This window comes from Roseobacter sp. GAI101, assembly GCF_000156335.1.
Lineage (GTDB): Bacteria > Pseudomonadota > Alphaproteobacteria > Rhodobacterales > Rhodobacteraceae > Sulfitobacter.
In genome coordinates this window covers 2843838-2865975 of the sequence record NZ_DS999213.1, presented here as the reverse complement: position 1 = coordinate 2865975, position 22138 = coordinate 2843838, and the positions used below count along the sequence as shown (strand labels likewise).

The 22138-nt window shown below is 58.7% G+C and carries 21 protein-coding genes and 1 pseudogene; 9 read left to right on the top strand and 13 right to left on the bottom strand.

Features of this window, described 5'->3' with window-relative positions:
• Genes RGAI101_RS13350 through pxpB form a run of 6 tightly spaced genes read right to left on the bottom strand, consistent with a single transcriptional unit; the run spans position 1 to position 5368 of the window.
• On the bottom strand, positions 1-636 hold the full coding sequence (locus RGAI101_RS13350) for a GntR family transcriptional regulator (protein WP_008227354.1): 636 nt from the start codon (positions 634-636) through the stop codon (positions 1-3).
• Positions 633-1916, bottom strand: a complete 1284-nt coding sequence (locus RGAI101_RS13345) for a hydantoinase/carbamoylase family amidase (protein WP_008228224.1) — start codon at positions 1914-1916, stop codon at positions 633-635. The genes RGAI101_RS13350 and RGAI101_RS13345 overlap by 4 nt, the downstream gene beginning before the upstream one ends.
• Positions 1913-2884 (bottom strand): hydroxyacid dehydrogenase, encoded by a 972-nt coding sequence (locus RGAI101_RS13340; protein WP_008228351.1) that lies wholly within the window; start codon positions 2882-2884, stop codon positions 1913-1915. The genes RGAI101_RS13345 and RGAI101_RS13340 overlap by 4 nt, the downstream gene beginning before the upstream one ends.
• Positions 2881-3552: a GntR family transcriptional regulator gene (locus tag RGAI101_RS13335; protein WP_008229429.1), complete on the bottom strand. Its 672-nt coding sequence runs from the start codon at positions 3550-3552 to the stop codon at positions 2881-2883. The genes RGAI101_RS13340 and RGAI101_RS13335 overlap by 4 nt, the downstream gene beginning before the upstream one ends.
• Positions 3549-4613: a biotin-dependent carboxyltransferase family protein gene (locus tag RGAI101_RS13330; protein WP_008229145.1), complete on the bottom strand. Its 1065-nt coding sequence runs from the start codon at positions 4611-4613 to the stop codon at positions 3549-3551. Before RGAI101_RS13330 ends, RGAI101_RS13335 begins: the two co-directional genes overlap by 4 nt.
• Entirely contained in the window at positions 4610-5368 is a 759-nt protein-coding gene (pxpB, locus tag RGAI101_RS13325) for a 5-oxoprolinase subunit PxpB (RefSeq protein ID WP_050763208.1), read from the bottom strand. Before pxpB ends, RGAI101_RS13330 begins: the two co-directional genes overlap by 4 nt.
• Before the next feature lie 159 nt (positions 5369-5527).
• Here pxpB and RGAI101_RS13320 point away from each other — a divergent pair, with 159 nt between their 5' ends.
• The 7 genes and pseudogenes from RGAI101_RS13320 to RGAI101_RS21585 all read left to right on the top strand — a co-directional run.
• Entirely contained in the window at positions 5528-6307 is a 780-nt protein-coding gene (locus tag RGAI101_RS13320) for a LamB/YcsF family protein (RefSeq protein WP_008225941.1), read from the top strand.
• Between the two features lie 3 nt (positions 6308-6310).
• Positions 6311-7177 carry a D-amino-acid transaminase gene (locus RGAI101_RS13315; RefSeq protein ID WP_008228190.1) on the top strand — a complete coding sequence of 289 codons (867 nt, stop codon included), beginning with the start codon at positions 6311-6313 and terminating at the stop codon, positions 7175-7177.
• A gap of 50 nt (positions 7178-7227) precedes the next feature.
• Positions 7228-8442, top strand: coding sequence for a pyridoxal phosphate-dependent aminotransferase (locus RGAI101_RS13310; protein WP_008225837.1), 1215 nt, complete (start codon positions 7228-7230; stop codon positions 8440-8442).
• An 83-nt stretch (positions 8443-8525) separates the two neighbouring features.
• Positions 8526-9452: a dihydrodipicolinate synthase family protein gene (locus RGAI101_RS13305; RefSeq protein ID WP_008225726.1), complete on the top strand. Its 927-nt coding sequence runs from the start codon at positions 8526-8528 to the stop codon at positions 9450-9452.
• Positions 9452-10201 (top strand): SDR family oxidoreductase, encoded by a 750-nt coding sequence (locus RGAI101_RS13300; RefSeq protein WP_008225056.1) that lies wholly within the window; start codon positions 9452-9454, stop codon positions 10199-10201. The genes RGAI101_RS13305 and RGAI101_RS13300 overlap by 1 nt, the downstream gene beginning before the upstream one ends.
• 607 nt (positions 10202-10808) lie before the next feature.
• Positions 10809-11231 (top strand): VOC family protein, encoded by a 423-nt coding sequence (locus RGAI101_RS13295; protein ID WP_008225463.1) that lies wholly within the window; start codon positions 10809-10811, stop codon positions 11229-11231.
• A gap of 571 nt (positions 11232-11802) precedes the next feature.
• Positions 11803-12032 (top strand): annotated as a pseudogene (locus RGAI101_RS21585) (ATP-binding protein); the annotation flags it as partial.
• A 210-nt stretch (positions 12033-12242) separates the two neighbouring features.
• Here the strand turns inward: RGAI101_RS21585 and RGAI101_RS13290 are convergent.
• The 6 genes from RGAI101_RS13290 to trhO all read right to left on the bottom strand — a co-directional run bounded on the left by RGAI101_RS13290 (position 12243) and on the right by trhO (position 19066).
• Complete coding sequence (locus RGAI101_RS13290) at positions 12243-13346, bottom strand: flagellar basal body P-ring protein FlgI (protein ID WP_008229387.1); 1104 nt, start codon at positions 13344-13346, stop codon at positions 12243-12245.
• On the bottom strand, positions 13343-14347 hold the full coding sequence (locus tag RGAI101_RS13285) for a flagellin (RefSeq protein ID WP_008228227.1): 1005 nt from the start codon (positions 14345-14347) through the stop codon (positions 13343-13345). The genes RGAI101_RS13290 and RGAI101_RS13285 overlap by 4 nt, the downstream gene beginning before the upstream one ends.
• A 4-nt stretch (positions 14348-14351) precedes the next feature.
• Positions 14352-15806, bottom strand: a complete 1455-nt coding sequence (gene flgK, locus RGAI101_RS13280) for a flagellar hook-associated protein FlgK (RefSeq protein ID WP_037228269.1) — start codon at positions 15804-15806, stop codon at positions 14352-14354.
• Positions 15807-15850: 44 nt separating this feature from the next.
• Complete coding sequence (locus RGAI101_RS13275) at positions 15851-17149, bottom strand: flagellar hook protein FlgE (protein ID WP_008228753.1); 1299 nt, start codon at positions 17147-17149, stop codon at positions 15851-15853.
• A gap of 97 nt (positions 17150-17246) precedes the next feature.
• Entirely contained in the window at positions 17247-18083 is an 837-nt protein-coding gene (locus RGAI101_RS13270) for an OmpA/MotB family protein (protein WP_037228263.1), read from the bottom strand.
• An 83-nt stretch (positions 18084-18166) separates the two neighbouring features.
• Positions 18167-19066: an oxygen-dependent tRNA uridine(34) hydroxylase TrhO gene (gene trhO / locus RGAI101_RS13265; protein ID WP_008228794.1), complete on the bottom strand. Its 900-nt coding sequence runs from the start codon at positions 19064-19066 to the stop codon at positions 18167-18169.
• Positions 19067-19169: 103 nt separating this feature from the next.
• Here trhO and pncA point away from each other — a divergent pair, with 103 nt between their 5' ends.
• Together pncA and pncB are read left to right on the top strand one after the other, a co-directional pair.
• Positions 19170-19772, top strand: a complete 603-nt coding sequence (gene pncA, locus RGAI101_RS13260; protein WP_037228260.1) for a bifunctional nicotinamidase/pyrazinamidase — start codon at positions 19170-19172, stop codon at positions 19770-19772.
• Between the two features lie 136 nt (positions 19773-19908).
• Entirely contained in the window at positions 19909-21201 is a 1293-nt protein-coding gene (pncB, locus tag RGAI101_RS13255; RefSeq protein ID WP_037228258.1) for a nicotinate phosphoribosyltransferase, read from the top strand.
• On the opposite strand, the gene RGAI101_RS13250 is transcribed toward pncB, so the two are convergent.
• Positions 21198-22103, bottom strand: coding sequence for a DMT family transporter (locus RGAI101_RS13250; protein ID WP_008226285.1), 906 nt, complete (start codon positions 22101-22103; stop codon positions 21198-21200). The genes pncB and RGAI101_RS13250 overlap by 4 nt on opposite strands.
• Positions 22104-22138: the final 35 nt, after the last annotated feature.

Here is a 22138-nt window from a genome sequence, read left to right as displayed (position 1 = left end):
TCAATTTTCCGAAAACGTGCCAAGAAAGCGGGCGCGCACATGATCGAAATGCCCCGCCATCAGCGCGGCGGCTGTATCGCTGTCATGGGTAGCGATGGCATCAATGATCTGCACATGTTCGCGCGCCTGATCCACGAAAGTGTCGTAGGTCCGCGTCAAAGAGCAGCGCCGCGCAATGCCCCGCTGTTCCGCGATGATCGCAGGCAGCAACGCCAGCCGCGCCGCTTCGGCCACCGCGCGGTGAAAGGCACCATCGGCCTGCCAGAAGTCGTCAAAGCTGACCGGCGCGCCGTCGACGATCTGCTGCATCCGGGCGCGGATCTGCATCAGCTCATCCGTGGCCCCATAGGTGGCGGCGCGGCCTGCTGCGGCGCGTTCCAACGTCTGGCGCAGCTGCACGATCTGAAGCAGCTGTTCAATCGTGACCGACCGCACAAGCACCACACCGTTGTTAAGCCGGTCCACCACACCTTCGGTTTCTAGCCGCGATATCGCGGCGCGCAGCGGCGTCCGTGACACGCCCAGCGTCTCTGTCAGGGCGCGTTCCGACAGCACGGTTTCGCCGGGGATCCGCCCGGTGACGATGTCGTCGCGCAACCGCTCATAGGCGGTTTCGGCAAGGGTCACGCCGGTCATCCTGCGGCCTCTTGCAGGATGGCAAGGAAAACCGCCCCCACAGCGCGGGCAAGATCGGCCTCGTCCATTCCCTCTTCGGGGCAATGGCTGCCGTTCCAGTTCCGGATAAAGACCATCACGCTGTCCCACCCCGCTGCGCCAAAGGCCGCCGCATCATGGCCACCGCCCGACAGCATATGGCGCGGATCGTCGCCTTGCGCCGCAGCGCCGGCGGTCACAAAGCGCGCCATCTCGCCCGAAAGCTGCGCCGGTGCCGGTCGGGTCTGCGCACCAAGGTCAAAACGGACACCGGGGCGCGCCTTCTCGATCCGCGCGACCTCCCTCAGCAAGGCGGCGTTCGCGGCCTCGAGCGTGTCGGTCTGGTCCGACCTCAGATCAAGGCAGAATTCGGCATGACCCGGCACCTTTGCCATCGCGTGTTGCGGTGACGCGGCATCCACCTTGCCAAAGGTGACCGTCAGATCGTTACCTTCGTCCAGAAATCTATCCCAGACTGCATCCATCGACAGGATCAGTTCGGCCAAGGCGACCACTGCATCGGCGCGGCTGGCACGGGGGGCCCCGCCGGAATGGGCCCAGATGCCATGTACCTCAGCACTGCGGTAGCGCAGCCCGCCGCGCACCCGGTCGACCACCGCATAGGCTTCGCCCGCGTCATGCAGCACCGGCCCTTGTTCTATGTGGAATTCCAGAAATCGCGCGGGTTCGGGCGGGGTGATGCTGCGCACGGCCTCGGGGTCAAACCCCTCAAGCGCCATATGTTCGGCAAGCGACAGCCCGGTATCCGAACGCGGCGCATCGAAATCTTCGGGGTTCAACCGCCCAAGCGCCGCGCGTGACCCGGCATAGGAAACCGGGAACCAGACGCTTTCCTCGGCGCGGGTGATGGTCAGCACCAAATCCATCGGCGGGGTCAGCCCCGCGGAATGGAACGCGGTCAGCACCGCCAGCGCGCCGATCACCCCGGCCTGTCCGTCATAGGCCCCGCCCTGACTGACCGTATCGAGATGCGACCCGATATAAAGCGGCCGCGCCGCGCGGTTCTGCCCCGGCATGGTCGCAAACAAATTGCCCGCAGCATCGCGCCGCACCAGGCAACCGAGCGCCACGGCCTCGGCCTCGACGACCGCGTGGGCCTGGCTTTCCAGCGCGCTGTAAGAGGGCCGTGTAAAGCCCGGACCGTCTGCAGAGATCGCGTTGACCCGTTCCAGAATGCGGGCGATGGTTTGCGCGATCACCGCGCGCGGGGGGGCAGATGCGGATGTCGGCAGGTCGCTCATACGGTCACCTCCTTGGCGGGGGCTGCTTGGGCGGGGGGGATCGGGGTCAGCACAGTGTCCGGAATGTCCCCCCGCAGGGCGGTGATCACATGCTGTGAAGCGCCGATCGCCACGCGGCGCAGCGCCTCGAGGGTGGTGCCGCCAAGATGGGGGGTGAAAATCACGTTCCGGCAGGCGGCAAGCGGGCCTTGCGGGGCCCCCGGCGAATACACATCCAACGCCGCGCCGCCAAGGTGGCCCGCCGCAAGCGCTGCGGTAAGCGCATCCTCGTCCACAAGTTCAGCCCGCGCCACGTTGACCAAAAGCGCGCCGGGTTTCATCGCGGCCAGACGCTCGGCTTCGATCAAGTGGTGGGTTTCAGGGCGCAGCGGCGTGTGCAGCGTCACCAGATCGGCCTCTGCCAGCGCCTCCTCCAGCCGGTCCGCGCGGTGGAATGCTCCGATGTCACGGGCGCGCGGGGAATGCACCAGCACTTTCATGCCAAAGGCGCTTGCTGCCATCTGGCCAAAGCGGCTGCCGATGCTGCCCCACCCGACCACACAGACGGTCTTGCCCGAAAGTTCTGCAAAGGACGCGGATTCACGAAAACCCGCCTGCCCTGCCCGCTCCTGACGGTCTGCGGCGGGGATGCCACGCGCCAGCGCCACGGCAAGGCCCAGCGTCAGTTCCGCGACGGACTGGGCATTGGCCCCGGGGGTGTTGGCCACCAGAACGCCGCGTGCGGTGGCGGCGTCTTTGTCCACCGCGTTATGGCCGGTGCCATGCACGACCACGGCGCGCAGCCGGTCCGCGGCCTCGAACGCACAGGCGGGGAAACCGGCATCGCGGGTGATGGCCGCATCACAACCCATGACGGCGCGGGCGATGCTGTCGGGATCGGTGCCGGGACAGGTCACAGGCTGGATGCCGTTGCGGCGCAGCAGGTCAAGTCCGGCCTCATGCACCGGCTGAACGATAAGACATTTCATAGAAGGGGGGCCTTTTCGGAAGAAACGGGCTGGAGCTTGTCCAGATGAACAAAGATGGCGTCGCGCGCGTGATCAAGATGCGCTTCCATGAGGGTCGCAGCCTCGTCCCGGGCACCCCGCCGGATTGCATCCAGCATGGCCAGATGTTCGTGACAGCCAAGGGCAAAGCGTTCAGGCACGATGCGGTGGTCAAAGATGCAGGTACGGGTCTGAAGGTCGCGGATCACCTTGGCCGCAGCGGGGTTTCCGGCGGCTTCTGCGATGGTGCTGTGAAAGCTGCGATCGACCTGCCATTGGGCGTCGTCCGTGCCGGTATCCCCTGCCAGAAGGGCGCGCACCGCACCGGCCAGACCGTCGATCTGTTCGGGCAGAAGCCGCGTGGTTGCGGCACGAATGGCAGCAGGCTCCAGCGCGCGGCGCAGGAAAAATATCTCGTCTATTTCCTCGGGGCTGATGCGGCGCACACGCAAGAACCGCCCCGATTGTTCCGCCAGCCCTTCGCTGTTGATGCGCGCGATGGCCTCGCGCACGGGGGTGCGGGACATGGAAAGTTCGGTGCAAAGGCGGGATTCCTGCAAGGTGTCGCCGGGCTTCAGCTCTCCCTCGAGAATCCGGCGGATCAATTCACGATAGGCCGTGGCCGCCAGGGATAGAGAGGTCCCGCTCATGTCTGCTGTTCCTTTGCCGTCATCAGGTCGCGCCCCATTACTGCCTCGGGCGCAAATATACCGCCTACTAGATCGCACCCCAGCAGGAAACTCGAACTTAGCTGCGCACCGCTGGCCGGGACCAGCCCCGAAAAGCAGTCGCGCAAACGCGCGCGTTCGGCAAGGGTGATGTCTTCGGCCGTTTCGCGGGGGATCACCTCAAAGCGCAGTTCTGCGCCCACCGGCATCTGTGCCAGCCGCGGCAGGTCTGCGGAAATCACCGTGGCAATTTTGGGATAGCCGCCCGTGGTCTGGGAATCCGCCATCAGCACCATAGGTTCCCCCGAGGCCGGCACCTGTATCACCCCCGGCACGATACCATCGGAGACAATGTCATGCCCGCGCGCGGCGAACAGCGAGGTGCCGCCCAGCACCATCGCCATGCGGTCGCGTTTGGGCGTAACGGTAAAGGTGGCACTGCAAAGCCGTGCAAGGGTCTGTGCGTCGAAAGAGTCGTCCTGCGGCCCAAGCATCACCCGGATTGGGCGGCCTGCCAGATTCGCACCGGGGCGCACCATCGGTTCGCGCGGGCGCAGGCAAGGCGCGCTGCTATCATCTTGGCCCAGCGGCAGCACGTCGCCCGGACGCAAGGCACGCCCTTCGACCCCGCCAAGGGCAAACCGCAGATGGGTGGCGCGGGCCCCCAACACCTCTGGCACGGCGATCCCGCCCGAGACCGCGATATACCCCCATGTGGCCCCCTTGAGCGCACCGATCCTGATGACCTCGCCCGCGGCAATAGCATGGCTTTGACCTGCAGCAAGCTGCCGTTGCCCGCACCGGATGTCACATTCGCCCCCCGTCACGGCAAGGCGCAGCGGGCGCGCGGCCCGCAAATGGCCGCCGAACGCGGCAAATTCCAGTGCGGCAGCGTCCAGCGGATTGCCGCAAAGCGCATTGGCAAGGTCCATCGCCGGCCGATCCATTGCACCCGCAGAGGGCACGCCAAACCGCTTGCGGCCATGACGCCCGTGATCCTGTATCGACAGCATCGGCCCGGCCTGCAGAATCTCGAGGCTCATGCCTTGCCCTCCGGCGTGGGGAGCAGACGCCCCGCAGCGATATTTTCAGCGATTTCGGTCCCCGCTTCGGCGCTGACGGGCACAAAGCGCATCCGGTCCCCTGCGGCGAACAGAAACGGTTCTGCCCGCGCGGGATCAAAGGCACGCCAAGGTGTCCAGCCGATAAAGCGCCACCCCGACGGACCGGTCACAGAATTGATGCTGCCCTGCTGTCCGCCGATGCCAACGGCCCCCGCCGGGATCGACTGGCGCGGAACGGCAAGGCGCGGCGTATGGATCGCGGCAGGCAGCCCCCCGAGATAGGTAAATCCGGGCGCGAAACCAATCATGTAGACACGGCATTCAACGCTGGAATGCAGGGCGATCAGTGCCTCCGGCGTCATACCTTTCTCCTCGGCAAGTGCGTCAAGATCCATGCCCACCGCGCCGCCATAGACCACCGGCACATGCCAAAGCCGGCCTGCCTCGTCCCCAAGTTCCAGATCTGCCAGCCGCAGTGCCAAAAGCACCTCAAGCTCGGCACCGCGCAGGATTTCGGGGTCATAGTTCACCAGCAGCGAACGGTACGTCGGAACGCATTCCAGCACACCTGCAACCGGGTCACTGTCAAGGCTGTGGCCAAGCGCGATCACTTTGCGGTTCGCCTGCGGATCGACGCTGTCGCCAAACTGAACGGCTAGCGCCGAGTCGCCAACCGCGAGAAAGACGGGGTTCGCTGCCTTTTGTCCGTTTGCGGTATGCGCGAGGGCGTTCATCTCAAAACCTTTTTCCTGACTTGTAATTTCAGTATACCATATGTATCCGGAATGCAATTCTCCGGAGCGTAATTTGTCTTCGGGATGTCAATCAAGCAAACAGCGGACCCGCTCCAGCGTTCTATCTTGGCTGGACGACCCAACCCAGGGAGAGAGCATATGACGGCCACATTGGACCTGAACTGCGATATGGGCGAGAGTTTCGGTGCCTATACAATAGGCGATGATGCAAAAATGATGGAAACCGTGACAACGGCAAACGTCGCCTGCGGCTTTCACGCCGGGGATCCGGTGGTGATGCGTCGCACCATCGCTCTGGCCAAGGCGGCTGGCGTCGCGATTGGCGCGCATCCGTCTTTTCTTGATCTCTACGGGTTCGGACGCCGCCGCATTCTGGGCGACCGCCCCGAGGATCTGGAGGCGCATCTGATCTACCAGATTGCCGCGATGCAGGGGATGGCCGCCGCGCAGGGGCATCCGATGACCCATGTCAAAACCCATGGCGCGCTTGGGAATATGGCCGCCGTTGATCCGGATCTGGCCGCCGTCTGCGCCCGCGCTGTCGCCACGGTGGACCCGACATTGGTCTATGTATCCCTGCCCTATTCAGAAACCTACGCCGCTGCGGAAAAGGCCGGTCTGACCGTCGCCTGCGAGATTTACGCCGACCGCAGCTATACCGATACGGGAGAGCTGACACCGCGCAGCGCCCCCGGCGCGGTGATTCACGACATCGCACAAAGCACCGATCAGGTGCTTGAGATGGTGTTGAACAGGCACATCCCGACGACCGGCGGCAAGCGCCTGCCGGTCGAACCCGCAACCTTGTGCATTCATGGCGACACCCAAGGTGCGCCCGCAATCGCAGCCGCCTTGCGCGCTGCCCTTGAAGACAACGGTGTGACAATCGCACCCTTTGCTACACCGAAACGGAGCTGAGCCATGTCGCGTATTGTCTACCTGAACGGCCAATGGCTGCCCGAGGACGAGGCGAAGGTTTCGATCTTTGACCGGGCCTTTCTGATGGGCGATGCCATCTATGAGGTCACCTGCGTTCTGGATGGTGCATTGCTGGATTACGAGGGCCATGCTGCCCGGCTGCGCCGATCGGCCCGCGAACTGCGCCTGACCCTACCGTTGGACGAAGACGCGCTGTTGCAGGCGCATCACGAGATTGTCGCCCGTAACAAGATGCAAAGCGGTATGATTTACCTTCAGCTAAGCCGGGGCGTGGCAGAACGCGATTTCGCTTTCCCGCCTGCCGACACGCCGCCAACGCTGGTGATGTTCACCCAGGCCAAGGATGTGCTTGCGAACCGCGCGGCCGACACCGGCATTTCGGTGGCCCTGCTGCCCGATCTCCGGTGGGGCCGGCGAGATATCAAGACGGTGCAGTTGCTTTACCCCTCAATGGCCAAGATGGAAGCGCGCGACCGCGGTGCCGATGACGCCTGGCTTTACGAAGACGGCTTTGTGACCGAAGCCAGCGCTGCGACCGCCCATATCGTTACTGCCGACGGCCATCTGGTGACCCGCGATCTGTCCCATGCGCTGCTGGCCGGTGTCACCCGCGCGGCAGTCTTGTCGCTGGCCCAGACCCACGGGATCACAGTGCAAGAACGCGCCTTTACCCCCGACGAGTCCCGCGCGGCCCGCGAAGCCTTTATCACGTCGGCGACCAATTTCGTGGTGCCCGTGGTGCGCATCGACAATCAGGTGATCGGCGACGGCACCCCCGGCGCGCTGACCCGCGATCTGCGCACACAATATATCGCAACGCGGCGCGCCGCCGCGCTGGCACCTGCCTGATCCGCGCCGCCCCCTGCCAGACCATACGATCCGCCAAAAGGACCCACCTCATGACCCGCTACCTTGCCAGCCGCATGTCCTCTGTCCAACCGTCCCCCACCATCGAACTTGCGCTCAATCTTCAGCAGATGAAGGCCGAAGGGCATGATATCATCAGCCTTGGCCAGGGGGAGCTGGACTTTGCCACCCCCGGACACATTGCCGAGGCCGGCATCGCCGCGATCCGTAACGGGCAGACGAAATACACCGCCAGTTCCGGAACTCCGGAGCTGAAAGCCGCGATTGCGCACAAGTTCTTGCGGGATAATGATCTGCAATTTTCCGCCGCGCAGATCATCGCGGGCAATGGCGCCAAGCAGCTGGTGTTCAATGCCCTGCTGGCCACCCTTGACCCCGGAGACGAGGTGGTGATCCCAGCGCCCTATTGGGTGAGCTATCCCGACATGGTTCGCCTTGCCGGTGGCACCCCCATCATCGCGCCCACACGCGCGCAAGACGGCTGGAAACTGACGCCCGAAACGCTGTCAGAGGCGCTAAGCCCCCTGACCAAATGGGTGCTGCTGAATTCGCCCAACAACCCCACCGGCGCGCTTTATTCCAAAGCCGATATCGCCGCGCTGTGTGACGTGCTGGCCGATCACCACACCCTGATCATGGCCGATGATATCTATGAAATGATCGTACATGAGGGCAGCTTTGCCACACCCGCGAAGGTCAGACCGCAGCTTGCCGACCGGATCCTTACGGTCAATGGCGTGTCCAAAGGGTATGCGATGACCGGCTGGCGGCTGGGCTTTGCTGCGGGGCCGGAATGGCTGGTGCGGGCGATGGATATCCTGCAATCGCAAAGCACATCGAATGCGTCCGCGATCTCGCAGGCGGCGACGGTGACCGCCCTGAAGCAGACCCCCGATTTCCTGCCCGAACGCAATGCGCGCCTGAAGGCCCGCCGCGACATGGTGATCGCCGCAATCGCCGATATGCCCGGGATGACGGCCCCCACCCCGCCCGCCGGGTTTTATGTCTTCGTCGATTGCAGCGGTCTTTTCGGCGCACGCACCCCCCAGGGAACCGTGCTGGAAACCGATATCGATGTCGCAGATTACCTGCTGGTCGAGGGGCGGATCGGCGTGGTGCCCGGCACCGCCTTTGGCACCCCTGGCCACCTGCGTCTGGCCTATGCGCTGGAAGATGACCGCCTGCGCGCGGCGATGCACCGCGCCACGGACGCGCTGCGCAAGCTTGCGATACCGGTCGCGGCCTGACCACCCCGGAACGCACCAGCCCCCAAGGGGGCGGTGCCCTGTTGTGCGGGCCGGACCCGCTATCCCAAAGACAAGGATTACCCATGACCCTGCTCACATCGGATGCCAAAGGCGTCTATGTCATTTCTGTCACCCCGTTCACCCAGACGGGTGCCATCGATTTCGACAGCCTTGATCGGGTGGTTGATTTCTACTTTGAAAAAGGCGCGGACGGGCTGACCATCCTTGGCATGATGGGCGAGGCGCAAAAACTTACCCAGGCCGAAAGCCGCGCCGTTGCGCAGCGGGTGATCACACGCGCTGCTGGCAAGCCGGTGGTGGTGGGCGTTTCGGCACCCGGACTTGCCGCCGTTGGCGAATTGGGGCGCGCAGTGATGGACATGGGTGCTGACGGGTGCATGGTCACGACACCGGGCAATCTGAAGACCGATCCGCAGATCCGTGATTATTTCGCTCAGGCCGCCCGGGCAGTCGGCGAAACTGTGCCCGTCGTGTTGCAGGATTTCCCCTTGGCCACAGGGGTGCAAATCTCGGACGAGGTGCTGGGCCGGATCATTGACGACGTGCCGCAGGTTGTGATGCTCAAGCACGAGGATTGGCCCGGTCTGGCCAAGATCACCGCCCTGCGCAAAGCCGAAGCAGAGGGCCGGCGCCGGATCTCGGTGCTGTGCGGGAATGGCGGTGTGTTCCTGCCCGAAGAGATCGCGCGTGGCGCAGACGGGGCAATGACCGGGTTTGGCTATCCCGAGATGCTGGCCGATGTCGTACGGCTTGCCGGCGCGGGCGACATGGATCGCGCGCAGGATATCTTTGACGCTTACCTGCCTCTGGTGCGCTACGAACAACAGCCCGGCGTGGGCCTTGCCGTGCGCAAATACGTGCTGGCCAAACGGGGCGCGATTGCATCGGCGGCCCTGCGCGCACCGGGTGCAGGATTGGCACCTGCCGCCATCGCCGAAGTCGAGCGTTTGCTTGTCCGGCAGGAGAAACGATTGAAGGAGTTGAACTGATGGATTTCGGACTGACGGGCAAGACCGCGCTGGTTCTGGGGGCAAGCCGCGGCCTTGGTGCTGCAAGCGCCACGCTTCTGGCGACTGAAGGCGCGCATGTGATCGCGGCCTCGCGCAGCGGCACCGCTCCGGCGGCGGGTATTGAGGGGGTGGCGCTTGATCTGTCCGATCCCGCCAACATCGCGGCACTGATCGCGCGGCTGAAAGCGCAGCCGGTCGATATTCTTGTGAACAACTGTGGCGGCCCCGCTGCCGGTCCCGCCAAGGGGCAAACCATCGCCGCATGGCAGACCGCTTTCGATACTATGGCAGCCCCGTTCTTTGCCATTAGCGATGCGGCCCTGCCAGGCATGATCACCAAAGGCTGGGGCCGGATCGTTACCATCGGATCGTCGGGCATCGTGCAGCCGATCCCCAACCTTGCCCTGTCGAACGGTGTGCGCGGTGCCATCGCGGGGTGGTCCAAGACGCTGGCCGAAGAGGTCGCGGCAGATGGCATCACCGTCAACATGGTGTTGCCGGGCCGGATAAGCACCGACCGCTTTGCCGAACTGGATGGCCTGAAGGCCGACAAGACCGGCACCCCGCTAGAGGCCGTGCAGACGGCCAGCCGCAAATCAATCCCGGCCGGACGCTACGGCACACCCGAGGAGTTCGCCGCCGTGGTCGCGTTCCTTTGCGCACAGCAAGCGTCCTATGTCACGGGATCTCTGCTGCGGGTCGATGGCGGCATGATCAGGGGGCTTTGACCCTGAAGTTTGAGACCGGCATGGTCTGGCCCCGGTACCAATCCCTCGTGCGGCACAACGCCAGGACGCCAGGTCGGAGATCCATGCCCTGCCGGTGATTTCGAGGGAGTCAGCCAAGGTTGTGATTTCCGCGTGATCAGTCCGGCGAACAGACAAAAAGACAAATGCGCCCAGTCCGGATTGGTCGGAGCGAAGGGTAGGTAAACTTGAAGCGATCCCTATCGAGGCAAGACGTTTTTGGCATATGTGTCACGTCTAAATTCCCTCTCGATTGACACACCCCTCAAGTGATTTGGAACAGCTGTATGAAAGAAAAATCGGACACCAAGACGCGCGCCCCAAAGCAAAACGTGACGCTTGGAATGGCGAATGTCGTTTCAGGCCCCAGCATGCCAGTTGTTATAGCAAGCCCCCCAGACAGGCGCTTGCATCCGGTTGACGCGCTGGCATGTTCAACTAGGCTCGATGCACCAGAAACAGGTTAGGTCGGTGCGGTTGGCCCGGCCCCCGGTCCAACCGGGTCCTTTCGCGCACCGGTGCCCCGATCGTCGCGTCCCATGGTCCAATCGCCAGCGCATGTCGTGCGGGCACAGCAAAGGACATGAAAATGCAACAACAGATCGCAGTGATTACATTGGGGATATCCGACCTCGCCAGATCGAAATCATTCTATCAAAAGGGCTTCGGCTGGAACCCGGTCTTCGAAAACGCGGAAATTGCGTTCTATCAGATGAACGGATTCGTCCTCGGCACATGGCTGAAATCTTCCCTTGAGGAAGACACGAAGCAACAGGGTCTTCCGCCGCAGGGTGCCGTCACCCTTGCGCATAATGTCGCCAGAGAACGCGACGTGCAGGTTGTCATCGACAAGTTCGTCTCTGCGGGCGCGACATTGCTTCGCCAGGCAGATGCGCCGTCCCACGGCGGGCGGCGGGGATATGTAAAAGACCCCGACGGCCACATCTGGGAAATCGCGTGGAACCCGGTCTGGCCAATTGACCAAGAGGGACATGTCACCTTCGCAAATTGATGCCGTAAGGTTGCCGAGCGATGTGTCACCACAGCGTTCGGCAAAAATTTTCGACCAGTATCAGGCACCGGTGCGTGTGTTTTTCAAACCAGCGGTGGCACTTGCCGAAAACCGCAAAACTGTCGGAGGTTTTTTTCACAGACAGCATGCCTGGTCGTGATCTCACCCCGCTTGCCACTTAGGCCGGTCCGCGCCCTCCTAACAAACTGGGTTAAATGGTCATCCCGGCTGGGTTCGAACCAGCAACCTGCCCCTTAGGACGGGCGGGATAGGTCGTTAATTTCATTCTTCCTAGTGGGTTACGATTTAGCCTTCTGTATAGTCTCGTGCCACTTACTCTAGTCTCGTTCCAATTCGCCCCAGTTCTTCAGACCCCGCAGGCACGGGCTCTGCACCGTAAGCCAAACGCCAAAGTCGAACACGATGATGGCCTGCGGGTCGAACCGCCATGCATCATGATCCCGCCAGCGGTGTCCTTATCATAATGCTGCTCAGTCTGAAGATACATTGCCTGATCAACGTGCGAAGGACACGCCTGCGGCGTGATCCCGATACTTGCCCAGTTGCTCAGCAACTTTACGAACGCACCAGCGCTATAATCACGACAGACCTCAGCTTTTGCGATTGGTCAACGATCCTCGGCCCCTATCTTGGCATTGCTTTGAAACACATTGCCGGGCAGTGGATGCCAAGATGACCTCCGCGCTCCTCAAACGCCTGACCCACCGCTGCCACATCCTTGGGACCGGAAAGGACAGCTTCCAATTCAGGTCAAGTTCAGCCCTAGCAGGGAAAAAGTAGTGGAAAATCATGCCTCGGCCCAAGACTGCCCCCAAAACAAAATCTAAAGGTGGGTCAGTTCTTGATGAAAAATCCAAGTCACTTCAGAGTTAAGCTCGACAGTCCAACGTGACAGTGCCAAACCGCATGTGAAATCCGTACGAGCCGATATAACTAACATAAATCGAAATTAATTTTCCGGCGCAAACCAAAAATCAAGTTCTAATATAATTACCGCACAACAAACTCGGCATGCAAAGCGCCGGCAGCTTTAATACTTTTCAGTATATCGATCATGTCACGCGGTGAGACACCTAAAGCATTCAACCCACCGATAACTTCTGAGAGCGACGTTCCATTGGGGATTTCTGCAAGACCTATTCCTGGCTGTTCTTCAATTGCGGCTCGGGTGCGCGGTACGATGATCGTCTCACCTTCGGCAAAAGGGTTCGGTTGGACAACAATAGGTTCCTCTTGGATGCGAAGAACAAGGTTACCTTGGGACACTGCTACTCGTGATATGCGCACGTCTTCGCCCATGACGATTGTGCCGGATCTCTGGTCAACGACGACACGTGCTTTTCGCTCAGGCTCAACTGATAGATTTTCAATTCTTCCAAGCGCATGAGCAACAGATGGCATCCTCGTCCGCTCAATATTGAGTTGGACTGTTCCACTATCAAGCATAACAGCGACTTCCCGTCCGAACTCTAGATTAATGGCACGCTCTATTCTGGTGGCAGTCGTGAAATCCCCTTCCCGCAACGCAAGCCTAAGATCCGAAAGGCTTGATAACTGAAAATCGATTTCTCGTTCTACCCGCGCGCCGGACGGGATCACCCCTGAGGTAGGAACACCTTGAATTACAGCGCCGGCATCGCCCTCTGCCACGGCACCGCCGGCAATAATAGTGCCTTGTGCCACAGCATATATATCTCCATCTGCTGCATTCAGTGGAGTCATGATCAGAGTTCCACCCATCAAGCTTTTTGCGTCACCGATGGCCGAAACCGTCACGTCAATTTGGCTGCCTGTTCGCGCAAAAGCGGGCAGTGTTGCAGTTACGAGAACCGCAGCAACGTTCTTTGGCCTGAATTGTTCACCGGTAACATTTACGCCAAGCCGTTCCAGAATATTTGTCATGATATCTTCGGTAAAAGGTGCGTTGCGCAAGCCATCGCCCGAACCGTTCAATCCGACCACGAGACCATATCCGACAAGATCATTTTCCCGCACGCCGTCAAAATCGACGAGGTCTTTAATGCGCACTGGGCCAGCATAGGCTGGCAAGATCAGAACGATCAAAGCAAACGTAATAAGCCAACCGCGAATCATAGGAAGTTGACCAGGGAAAGCTGCGACATTCGAACAGTTACCGAATACAGGCTTTGCAGTTGGAACTGGACGTCTTCAAGCTTCGTTGCGGCCTCGAAAGGATCTACATTCAAAAGAGCGCTTTTCTCAAATTCGGTACTCGTTATTTCTGCTGCGTTACGCGTCGAAATACCTTCGATTTGCGCCTCCACAAAACCTGTTCTAGCCTGCAAAGAAATTATCGCATCGCGAGCCCCTAATAACGATGTTCCTGCGTCTACGAAAACTTCACCTTTTTGGCTTCCAGTGAATCCAAGTGACGGATCCTCCGCAAGTGCTGCAAGACTGGCAAACCGTAGCATGTCCTTGAGCCTCGGGTCGGTTGCCCGGGTATCGAATGAAACTGTTTCCCTGTTCGTTAGCTGGACTGGCGCAAGAGCATCTGCCGACCCTTGATAGATGACAGTGTCAAACCCAGCCGGATCATCAAACCAGGCTTCCGCAGCAGCAAACATATCGGAAGGCGTCACAGCGCCAGCTATAGCGGCTCTAAGTTCGCTCAGTAGCGTCTCCGCCGACGCAGTTGCAGGACGATCGGTTGCCGTACCGCCAAAAATACTGCGTCCGGCTGATTTCGTATTGAGCGTACTAATCAAAACGGAAACGGTGACCCGAGCCTCTTCCGCTGTGTCATTTGCTTGTGCGCCAACTGTCGACGTCCCGGATACGATCAGGCTATTTGCAAGTTTTTCGCCAACTTCCTCATACCGACCAAGTGCAGTTTGGGTGACTTCGGCAAATATTTGAGCTTCAGTTGTCGCCACCTGATAGGCACTTAAAACCTCCATGTTTCGTTCAAGTTCAGTAATATAGCTGTAATTTCCGGCTAGCGCCTGACGTATATCAGCGACCTGTCCAGTCGAAAGCTCTTGGGTCAGACGTGTCATTTCTTGTTTCAGGGCAGTATTTCGATGCCTCAGCATGAAAGACTGTGCAAGATCCCCGAGTGATGTAGGGCTCATGGTCTTATATCCTCAGCAAAGTTTGCATCATTTCATCAACCGCTTGAACCATCCGCGCGTTGGCAGCAAAGGCCTGTTCAACGAGCAAGAGTTTTTGCAGTTCCTGATCGCTATCCACCCCTTCACTTAAGAGGCGTTCGGTTAATTCCGTCACTTGTGTCGCACTAAAGCTCTGAATTTGCTCGGCGTTCAGACGTTCAGCCCCATAATGCGATGTAAGTGTCGATGTCAGGTCAATTGTTGAATAGGATCCCCCGCTGAAAATCCCACTGGAGGAAACGCGGCCCGTTGAAAGCGCAGAAATCATGTTATTGAGAAGCGTTGCATCTCCGACATCGCCGGGACCCGCAGCATTAATCCCATCTCTTAACCGCCAGGTTTCTCCACCCTGATCCGGGTCGACGGCTGCATTCAGGACAAGCCGCTGCGCCAGCCCGTTTTCGTTTGCAGGGTCGAAGAAATTTCCCTCGTCGGTAAACAGTCCTGCGTCACCAATCGCCAGACCAGGGTCAACGGCAGGATCTTGGAACCGCTCCACCAGATCTCGTGCCAAAGCATCAATTTGCGCCTGAGCTTCTACAGCAATCTCATCCCGAATTTCAAACTGTGCAGCGATAGATCCGCCTGACAATACCCCACTCGAAGACCCTGTTCTGAACGCAATGCCGTTGATCGTCAGACCCGACAGCGTACCTGCGCTCTCGCTCATGTAGGGTGTGACTAGATTGGAACGCTCAAAGCCGATCTCGGCCGCAAGACTATCCAGCAACACCGCGCCGCCCGTTGAATAGATCGCGACCTGACCATTATCCCTTGCGACTGTCCGTACCGGGACCAAAACGCTGATCTCGTCGATAACCCGCTGTCGCAGATCAAGAAGGCCAGAGCTGTTGTTGCCCTGAACTTGTGTTTTGGTGATCTGCGCATTCAACTCTTGAACTTGCAAAAGTGCATTGTTGAGTTGATCAACCTGAAGTTCGATCGTTCGATCTGCGGTGGTTCTTACTTTTTGAAGCCCATCCGACGCCTCATTGAAAGTGTTTGCCAAAATACGCGCTGATGCAACGACTGTAGACAACCGCTCAGGTGCGTCGGGACGGCTTGCGGCCGTGATCAGGTTTTTCTCGAGTTGCGCGGTTTGCGCGGACAAAGATGCAGGATCGTCCGGCGCGCCAAGCAAGTCCTCGATTTTTATATAAAGATCGAGGATCGCAGATGCGTTTGCTTGGCCCGCCTCCGCGATACGTTTGTCATGAACAATGCTCTCGTTTACAAGTCGACTGACACCATCGATTTTGACACCCCCATGTGTTGCAGTGGTATCAGCAGAAAGTTCAAGCGAACGCACCCCATAGCCAGGCGTGAGCGCGTTTGACAGATTTGACGCGATGACTTCTGACCCTCGCCCAGCCGCGCGAAGACCTTGCATAGCGCTTGATAATGCACCGGAAATACTCATCTCGACCCCTTTTTCCAACTCACCCTTTAGTCAAAAGCGCAAAGTTATCGTTTAATGTTCGTCGTTTCCTGAAGCATTTCATCCACAGTCTGAATGACCTTCGCATTTGAAGAATATGCCCGTTGCGTCCTGATCATGGTTGTCAATTCGGTCGCTACATCTGTGGTGGATTCCTCTCGGGAATAGCTTTTGATGTCACCCGTTGGCCCTTCGCCGGAATCCCATAGGAAATAAGCCCCGCTTTTCGTCGATGGCAGATAGGTTTGCGCGTCGAGTGAAACCATTCCTTCGGGGTTCGGCATATCGATCAGCGGAATTTGATAGATCGTATTGCGAAGCCCGTTATCATAGATCGCGTTGACATAGCCGTTTTCGTCAACTTCTACGCCAGCCATATTCCCAATTGGGGAGCCATCTTTCGTCAATGCAATGGGCGCAAAACTATCAGAAAGCTGAGAAAGGCCAAACGAACTGCCGATCGCACCGATATTGAATTCAATTGGTCCGCTTTGTGCATCGACAATAAGGTCACCGGTGACCGGATCATAAGCATTGCCAGTGATTGTCGTTACTGATGCAATTGTCCCCCCCGATGCGCGACTGTCATCGAACAGGATCGTATACTCGCCGACAAGCAAACCGCCCTGCGCAGAATCCATCAGTTTCACATTCCATTCGTTCGTCGTACCAGTCGCTGGAACATTTGGCGTGAACTCCATCGAGATACTCTTGGAGGTGCCCAGGTTGTCGAAGTATTCAATCGATAGAATCTGCGGCTCGCCGCTCCCGCCCGCAGCGGTTGCTGTCGCGGGCAAATTCAGGCTCATATCAACACGTGTCGTTGGATCACCGTTAAGGTTCAGTGCAAATTGCACAGGTCGCAACCCATCGTCCGTATCACGTGGATAAATAGGGATCGACCCGTCTGCATTCGCAGGCCATCCCATCAACAGAAGACCGCTTTCCGTCTTGAGGAAACCTTCGGCGTCCAAGCGGAAGGAACCGGTTGTGGTAAGCATCATTTCCGGTGTCTCGGAATTCGCGTTAAATTCCGTCGCTGTCGTTACCGGCAAGAAACCCCGGCCACGCACCGCCAAGTCCGTAGAGTTTGTCGTACTGACAAGGGCACCATCCTCACCGAGCAAGCGTTGCGAACTGGCCCGTACCCCGCCAGCTGTATATGATGAAGATCCCTCTGACAAAACCAACGAGTTAAAGTCGGTCACGACGCGCTTGTAGCCGTAGGTTGACGAGTTTGCGATGTTATCGGAAACGGATGCCAACCGTGTCGCATTGGCTTGCAATCCTGCAACCCCTGCATTGAGCGAAGATGATATGGTCATGCGCGAGCCTTTCTGCTGTTCCAACCGTAGTTAAATCAACTGATAGGGCACGCTCACTTAACACCGCGCTAACAGATAAAATCTGATCTAGTTGAATCTATCTCAACAAGATGATTTCGACCCTGTTATTGCGGACATCCATGGTATCGATTGCGGCGGGCTTGCGATCGGCAAAACCTGTCACGCGTTCGATCCGGGCAGGTTTGACACCCAGTTTTTCAAGCAAGATTCGGGTCTGGGTACCCCTTTTTGCAGATAAATCCCAAACGGGGTTTTCAACTGCAACGATCGGGTTGGACCGGACATGCGCCGCGACAGCGATCTTGTTGGTCACAATCTTGGAAGCATCGACGATGACTTCCAGTAATTCTCTCAGCATTTGGGTCGGTTGATCGCCCCCGTTCTTGAACAGGGGAACATCCTCGACATCAAAAAGTTCAATGACCATGCCTTCTTCGGTCTGACGCGTGATGACATGGCGGGCGATGTTGTCCATCACCATGGATTCGCCCCCGCGCCCCATCAATTGGGCATCAACGACTTTGAAAAGTTCGGCGTTGCCTTCTTCGTCCGGACCATTTGTTCCCGCGCCGACATCCCCGCTCTCCTGACCCTCTACCGGCGTCATCGGAGATGTCGCACCTGTCCCATTCTTGGGCAAAGTCATTTCCGTGAAAATGCTTTCGCCCCCGAAAAGGCCATCCCCGCCCCCCGAAATTCGATTGATCGCAATCGTAGGGGTAAAGTAATCTGCAAGACCTTTACGTTGTTGTTCCGTTGTCGCGTTCAGCAGCCACATCAACATAAAAAACGCCATCATTGCGGTCACGAAGTCCGCATAAGCGACTTTCCAGGCACCACCATGATGCCCGCCGCCTTTGACTACCTTTTTACGTTTAATGATGACTGGTGCCGCATTTGCATGCGCTGCCATTTCCACCACCTCTTATTCACCCAGAATAAGCTGTAGCGGGAAAGGCGTTACACTCGGCTTAACATATCCAATTCGAGGTAATCTTAGCCCAGATGGTCTTCGCCGCGCGCACGGGACAACAAGATTTGGTGCTGCCGTTCGCGAAACCGGGCCTTGTCGGCTTCGGACGTTTCCGTGACGCACTGGTGGCAACTTACGCCGGCTTCATAGCCGGGGCGCGCCGTATCTTCCGGCAGAATAGGCCTGCGACACCCGTGGCACAGCATATGAGGGCCTTCTTTCAGGCCATGTCCCACGCTCACCCGATTGTCGAACACAAAACAATCGCCCTTCCAGGTGCTCTTCTCCTGAGGAACGTCTTCGAGATATTTCAGGATGCCACCTTTCAGGTGAAACACGTCTTCAACACCTTGACCGATCAGATAATTCGTAGATTTTTCACATCGGATTCCGCCCGTACAGAACATCGCGATCTTCTTGTTGTGAAACCGGTTCTTGTTCGCCTCCCACCACGCTGGAAATTCACCAAAGCTTTGGGTTTGGGGGTCGATCGCACCGTCGAATGTACCGATCGCGACTTCGTAATCATTGCGGGTATCGATCACGGCGACATCGTCACGCCCGATCAGATCGTTCCATTCGGCTGGATCAATATAGTGGCCGACCCGCGCCAACGGATCCACGTCGGGCTGCCCCATCGTCACGATTTCACGCTTGAGGCGCACTTTCATCTTGCCGAAAGGCGGCTCTGTCGCAGTGCTGCGCTTCCATTCAAGATCAGAACATCCGGGCAGAGCGCGGATATGCGCGATGACGGCATCGATCCCGGCGGCCGGGCCGGCGATCGTACCGTTAATTCCTTCACCGGCGACAAGCAGCGTGCCCTTCACATCATGCGCCTCGCACGTCGCCTTAAGCGGTGCGCGCAAGCTGTCCGGGTCGCTGAAACGGGTAAAGTGATATAGGGCTGCTATTGTATACATGGGCGTTCAGATACGCCTCTGGACAGTTTGGGGCAAGAGGGTGGTTTCAGACTGCCGCATGACGCAAACAATGTTAAAATGACCATGGAACAAGGAGACTATGATGACCAACGCCCTGATCGTGATTGATGTGCAAAATGATTTTTGCCCGGGCGGGGCGCTTGCGGTGCCGGACGGGGATGGAATCATCCCGGGGATCAACGCCCTGATGGCCGAGGCTGACGCCGTCATTCTGACACAGGACTGGCATCCAGCCGGGCATTCGTCCTTTGCATCTTCGCATGCTGGCAAAGCGCCTTATGACATGATCGACATGCCTTACGGTCCGCAGGTTCTTTGGCCGGATCACTGCATTCAAGGCAGCAAGGGTGCGGATTTCCACGCCCTGCTTGATCAAACAAGCGCCGATCTGATCATTCGCAAAGGTTATACGCCCAGCATCGACAGTTATTCCGCTTTCTTCGAGAATGACCGGACGACCCCGACGGGCCTGGAAGGGTATCTGCGCACGCGGGGAATAACGCACCTGACGATGGTCGGCCTCGCCCTGGATTTCTGCGTAAACTATTCAGCCGTGGATGCTGCGAAACTGGGGTTTCAGGTCGACGTGCGCCGCGATCTGTGCCGCGCAATTGACATGAACGGGTCGCTGGACGCTGCCGTTCAGGCGATGACGGGCGCTGGCGTTTCCTTGACCGGGTCCTGACACGTCGCTTGGCGGCGCAGCGTGGCATAAACATGACAGACGTCCGGCAAAGGCGGGTTTTTACCGCCACGCCTTTCCCCTTGTCATCAGACCTGTATCTTTGCCAAAAGCGGGTTATCCGCAAAAGGGGATCGCAATGGTAGATATTGCCGCACGTGTCTGGAATCACAAATGGAAGATCGATCCGATCGTGCGGTCGTTGATCGACACGGATTTCTATAAGCTTTTGATGTGCCAGTCGGTTTTCCGCAACAAACCGAAAACCCAGGTCACCTTCAGCCTGATCAACCGATCCAAGCACATTCCCCTTGCCGATCTGATAGACGAGGGCGAACTGCGCGAACAACTGGACCATATCCGCTCGCTTAGCCTCAGCCGCGGGGAAAGCACCTGGTTGCGTGGCAATACATTCTACGGCAAGCGCCAGATGTTCCGCCCCGATTTCATGGAGTGGTTTGAAGGTCTGCGCCTGCCCCCCTATCATCTGGAACGTGTCGGCGACCAATACGAACTGACGTTTGAAGGGTCGTGGCCGGAGGTGATGCTGTGGGAAATTCCAGCGCTCGCGGTGTTGATGGAGCTGCGCGGCCGCGCCGTGCTTGACCGGATGGGCAAGTTCGAACTGCAAGTGCTGTATGCCCGTGCAATGACGAGGGTCTGGGAAAAAATCGAAGAGTTGCGTGCGTTTCCCGACCTGTCCATCGCAGATTTCGGCACACGCCGGCGCCATTCGTTTTTGTGGCAGGACTGGTGCGTTCAGGCCATGCAAGAAGGGCTGGGGCGCGCCTTTACCGGGACGTCAAATTGCAAGATCGCCATGGACCGCGAGGTCGAGGCGATCGGCACGAATGCCCATGAACTGCCGATGGTCTATGCCGCCTTGGCCGAAGATGATGCCGCACTTGCCCAAGCGCCGTATGATGTTCTGCAAGACTGGCAGGATGAACATGAAGGAAATCTGCGGATTATTCTGCCCGATACCTTTGGTACAAAGGGCTTTCTGGACGATGCGCCGGATTGGCTCGCTGGCTGGACGGGCATCAGAATTGACAGCGGTGATCCGGCGACAGCAGCCCAGATCGCCATCGACTGGTGGGCATCGCGCGGCGAAGACCCAAGCACGAAGCGTTTGATCTTTAGCGACGGCTTGGATGTGCCCAAGATCAAGGAATTGCACAGCCAATTCGCAGGCAAGGTCCACACATCCTTTGGCTGGGGTACATTGCTGACAAACGATTTCCGCGGCTTGGTGCCCGACGATGCCCTCGCCCCGTTCAGCCTTGTGTGCAAGGCCGTGGCGGCAAACGGTCGCCCGACAGTCAAACTTTCGGACAATCCCAACAAGGCGATGGGCCCCCAAAGCGAGATAGACCGCTACAAACGCATTTTCGGCGTCGGCGACCAAACGCCGCAAAAGGTGATCGTCTAGGCGGCAGCCATTGCGTCTTTTACACGCTGCCGCCGCTCTCTCCAGACAATGAGAAGACCACCTGCAACGATCAGCAAAGCGCCGGGGAAAAGTTCGGACCACGGCGCTTCGCCATAGAAAAGCCAGCCCAACCCAAAGGCGAAGGGAATCCCGAAGTAGCTGAACGGAGCAAGGTTGCTTTGTTCGGTCATGCGGTAGGAAATGACCAGAAACAGCACTGCCGTACCGCCGAACCCACCCATGGCGATAATCCAGAAAACATCCGTGGCATCGTGCAATGGGCTGAATCCCACGGTGAAGAAGGCAAGGCCTAGCGACCCAACAGCGGCAAAGGCGGATGAATAAAGGTTAATCAACGCGCTTGGAACGTCATCGTCCATCATACGTGTGGTGACGGCGACCAGCGCATAGCACGCTGCAGCGGCCAACGGCAAAAGGGCCGCAGGCTGGAATGAATCGCGCCCCGGCCCGACAACCATTATCACTCCGACAAAGCCCATCAGGACTGCGCCCCACCGCAGCACACCGACCTTTTCACCAAGCAGCAGCACCGCAAGGGCAACCATGATCGGTGCATTGGCATAGGTGATGGTCGACGCGGTGGCAAAGCTTAGCAAGCCAAGCGACAGATAAAAGAAGAACTGCGCGAAGGTTAGAACGACCCCGCGCATCAGCGCAAATTGCCACTGGCGGATTTTCAGCTTGCGCCCGTTCTTGTGCCACTCGGGTGACCACCAGAGCGCGATGCCCGCCGGAATCAGTCCGGCGACATTGCGATAGGCAGAAAGTTCGGCTGCACCGTAATGCGGCGACAGATATTTGATGATCAATCCCATCATATCAAACAGCAGCAAGGCAATCAGCGAGAAAATGATCGCGAGGGTCGTTTTGTTCATCGGCATATGTCAACGCACCTTTGCGGGGCATCTCCCGCTTG

Excerpts from the sequence above, each read along its gene's own strand:
- RGAI101_RS13350 (WP_008227354.1), bottom strand. The coding sequence starts at position 636 with ATGACCGGCGTGACCCTTGCCGAAACCGCCTATGAGCGGTTGCGCGAC.
- RGAI101_RS13345 (WP_008228224.1), bottom strand. The coding sequence starts at position 1,916 with ATGAGCGACCTGCCGACATCCGCATCTGCCCCCCCGCGCGCGGTGATC.
- RGAI101_RS13340 (WP_008228351.1), bottom strand. The coding sequence starts at position 2,884 with ATGAAATGTCTTATCGTTCAGCCGGTGCATGAGGCCGGACTTGACCTG.
- RGAI101_RS13335 (WP_008229429.1), bottom strand. The coding sequence starts at position 3,552 with ATGAGCGGGACCTCTCTATCCCTGGCGGCCACGGCCTATCGTGAATTG.
- RGAI101_RS13330 (WP_008229145.1), bottom strand. The coding sequence starts at position 4,613 with ATGAGCCTCGAGATTCTGCAGGCCGGGCCGATGCTGTCGATACAGGAT.
- pxpB (WP_050763208.1), bottom strand. The coding sequence starts at position 5,368 with ATGAACGCCCTCGCGCATACCGCAAACGGACAAAAGGCAGCGAACCCC.
- RGAI101_RS13320 (WP_008225941.1), top strand. The coding sequence starts at position 5,528 with ATGACGGCCACATTGGACCTGAACTGCGATATGGGCGAGAGTTTCGGT.
- RGAI101_RS13315 (WP_008228190.1), top strand. The coding sequence starts at position 6,311 with ATGTCGCGTATTGTCTACCTGAACGGCCAATGGCTGCCCGAGGACGAG.
- RGAI101_RS13310 (WP_008225837.1), top strand. The coding sequence starts at position 7,228 with ATGACCCGCTACCTTGCCAGCCGCATGTCCTCTGTCCAACCGTCCCCC.
- RGAI101_RS13305 (WP_008225726.1), top strand. The coding sequence starts at position 8,526 with ATGACCCTGCTCACATCGGATGCCAAAGGCGTCTATGTCATTTCTGTC.
- RGAI101_RS13300 (WP_008225056.1), top strand. The coding sequence starts at position 9,452 with ATGGATTTCGGACTGACGGGCAAGACCGCGCTGGTTCTGGGGGCAAGC.
- RGAI101_RS13295 (WP_008225463.1), top strand. The coding sequence starts at position 10,809 with ATGCAACAACAGATCGCAGTGATTACATTGGGGATATCCGACCTCGCC.
- RGAI101_RS13290 (WP_008229387.1), bottom strand. The coding sequence starts at position 13,346 with ATGATTCGCGGTTGGCTTATTACGTTTGCTTTGATCGTTCTGATCTTG.
- RGAI101_RS13285 (WP_008228227.1), bottom strand. The coding sequence starts at position 14,347 with ATGAGCCCTACATCACTCGGGGATCTTGCACAGTCTTTCATGCTGAGG.
- flgK (WP_037228269.1), bottom strand. The coding sequence starts at position 15,806 with ATGAGTATTTCCGGTGCATTATCAAGCGCTATGCAAGGTCTTCGCGCG.
- RGAI101_RS13275 (WP_008228753.1), bottom strand. The coding sequence starts at position 17,149 with ATGACCATATCATCTTCGCTCAATGCAGGGGTTGCAGGATTGCAAGCC.
- RGAI101_RS13270 (WP_037228263.1), bottom strand. The coding sequence starts at position 18,083 with ATGGCAGCGCATGCAAATGCGGCACCAGTCATCATTAAACGTAAAAAG.
- trhO (WP_008228794.1), bottom strand. The coding sequence starts at position 19,066 with ATGTATACAATAGCAGCCCTATATCACTTTACCCGTTTCAGCGACCCG.
- pncA (WP_037228260.1), top strand. The coding sequence starts at position 19,170 with ATGACCAACGCCCTGATCGTGATTGATGTGCAAAATGATTTTTGCCCG.
- pncB (WP_037228258.1), top strand. The coding sequence starts at position 19,909 with ATGGTAGATATTGCCGCACGTGTCTGGAATCACAAATGGAAGATCGAT.
- RGAI101_RS13250 (WP_008226285.1), bottom strand. The coding sequence starts at position 22,103 with ATGCCGATGAACAAAACGACCCTCGCGATCATTTTCTCGCTGATTGCC.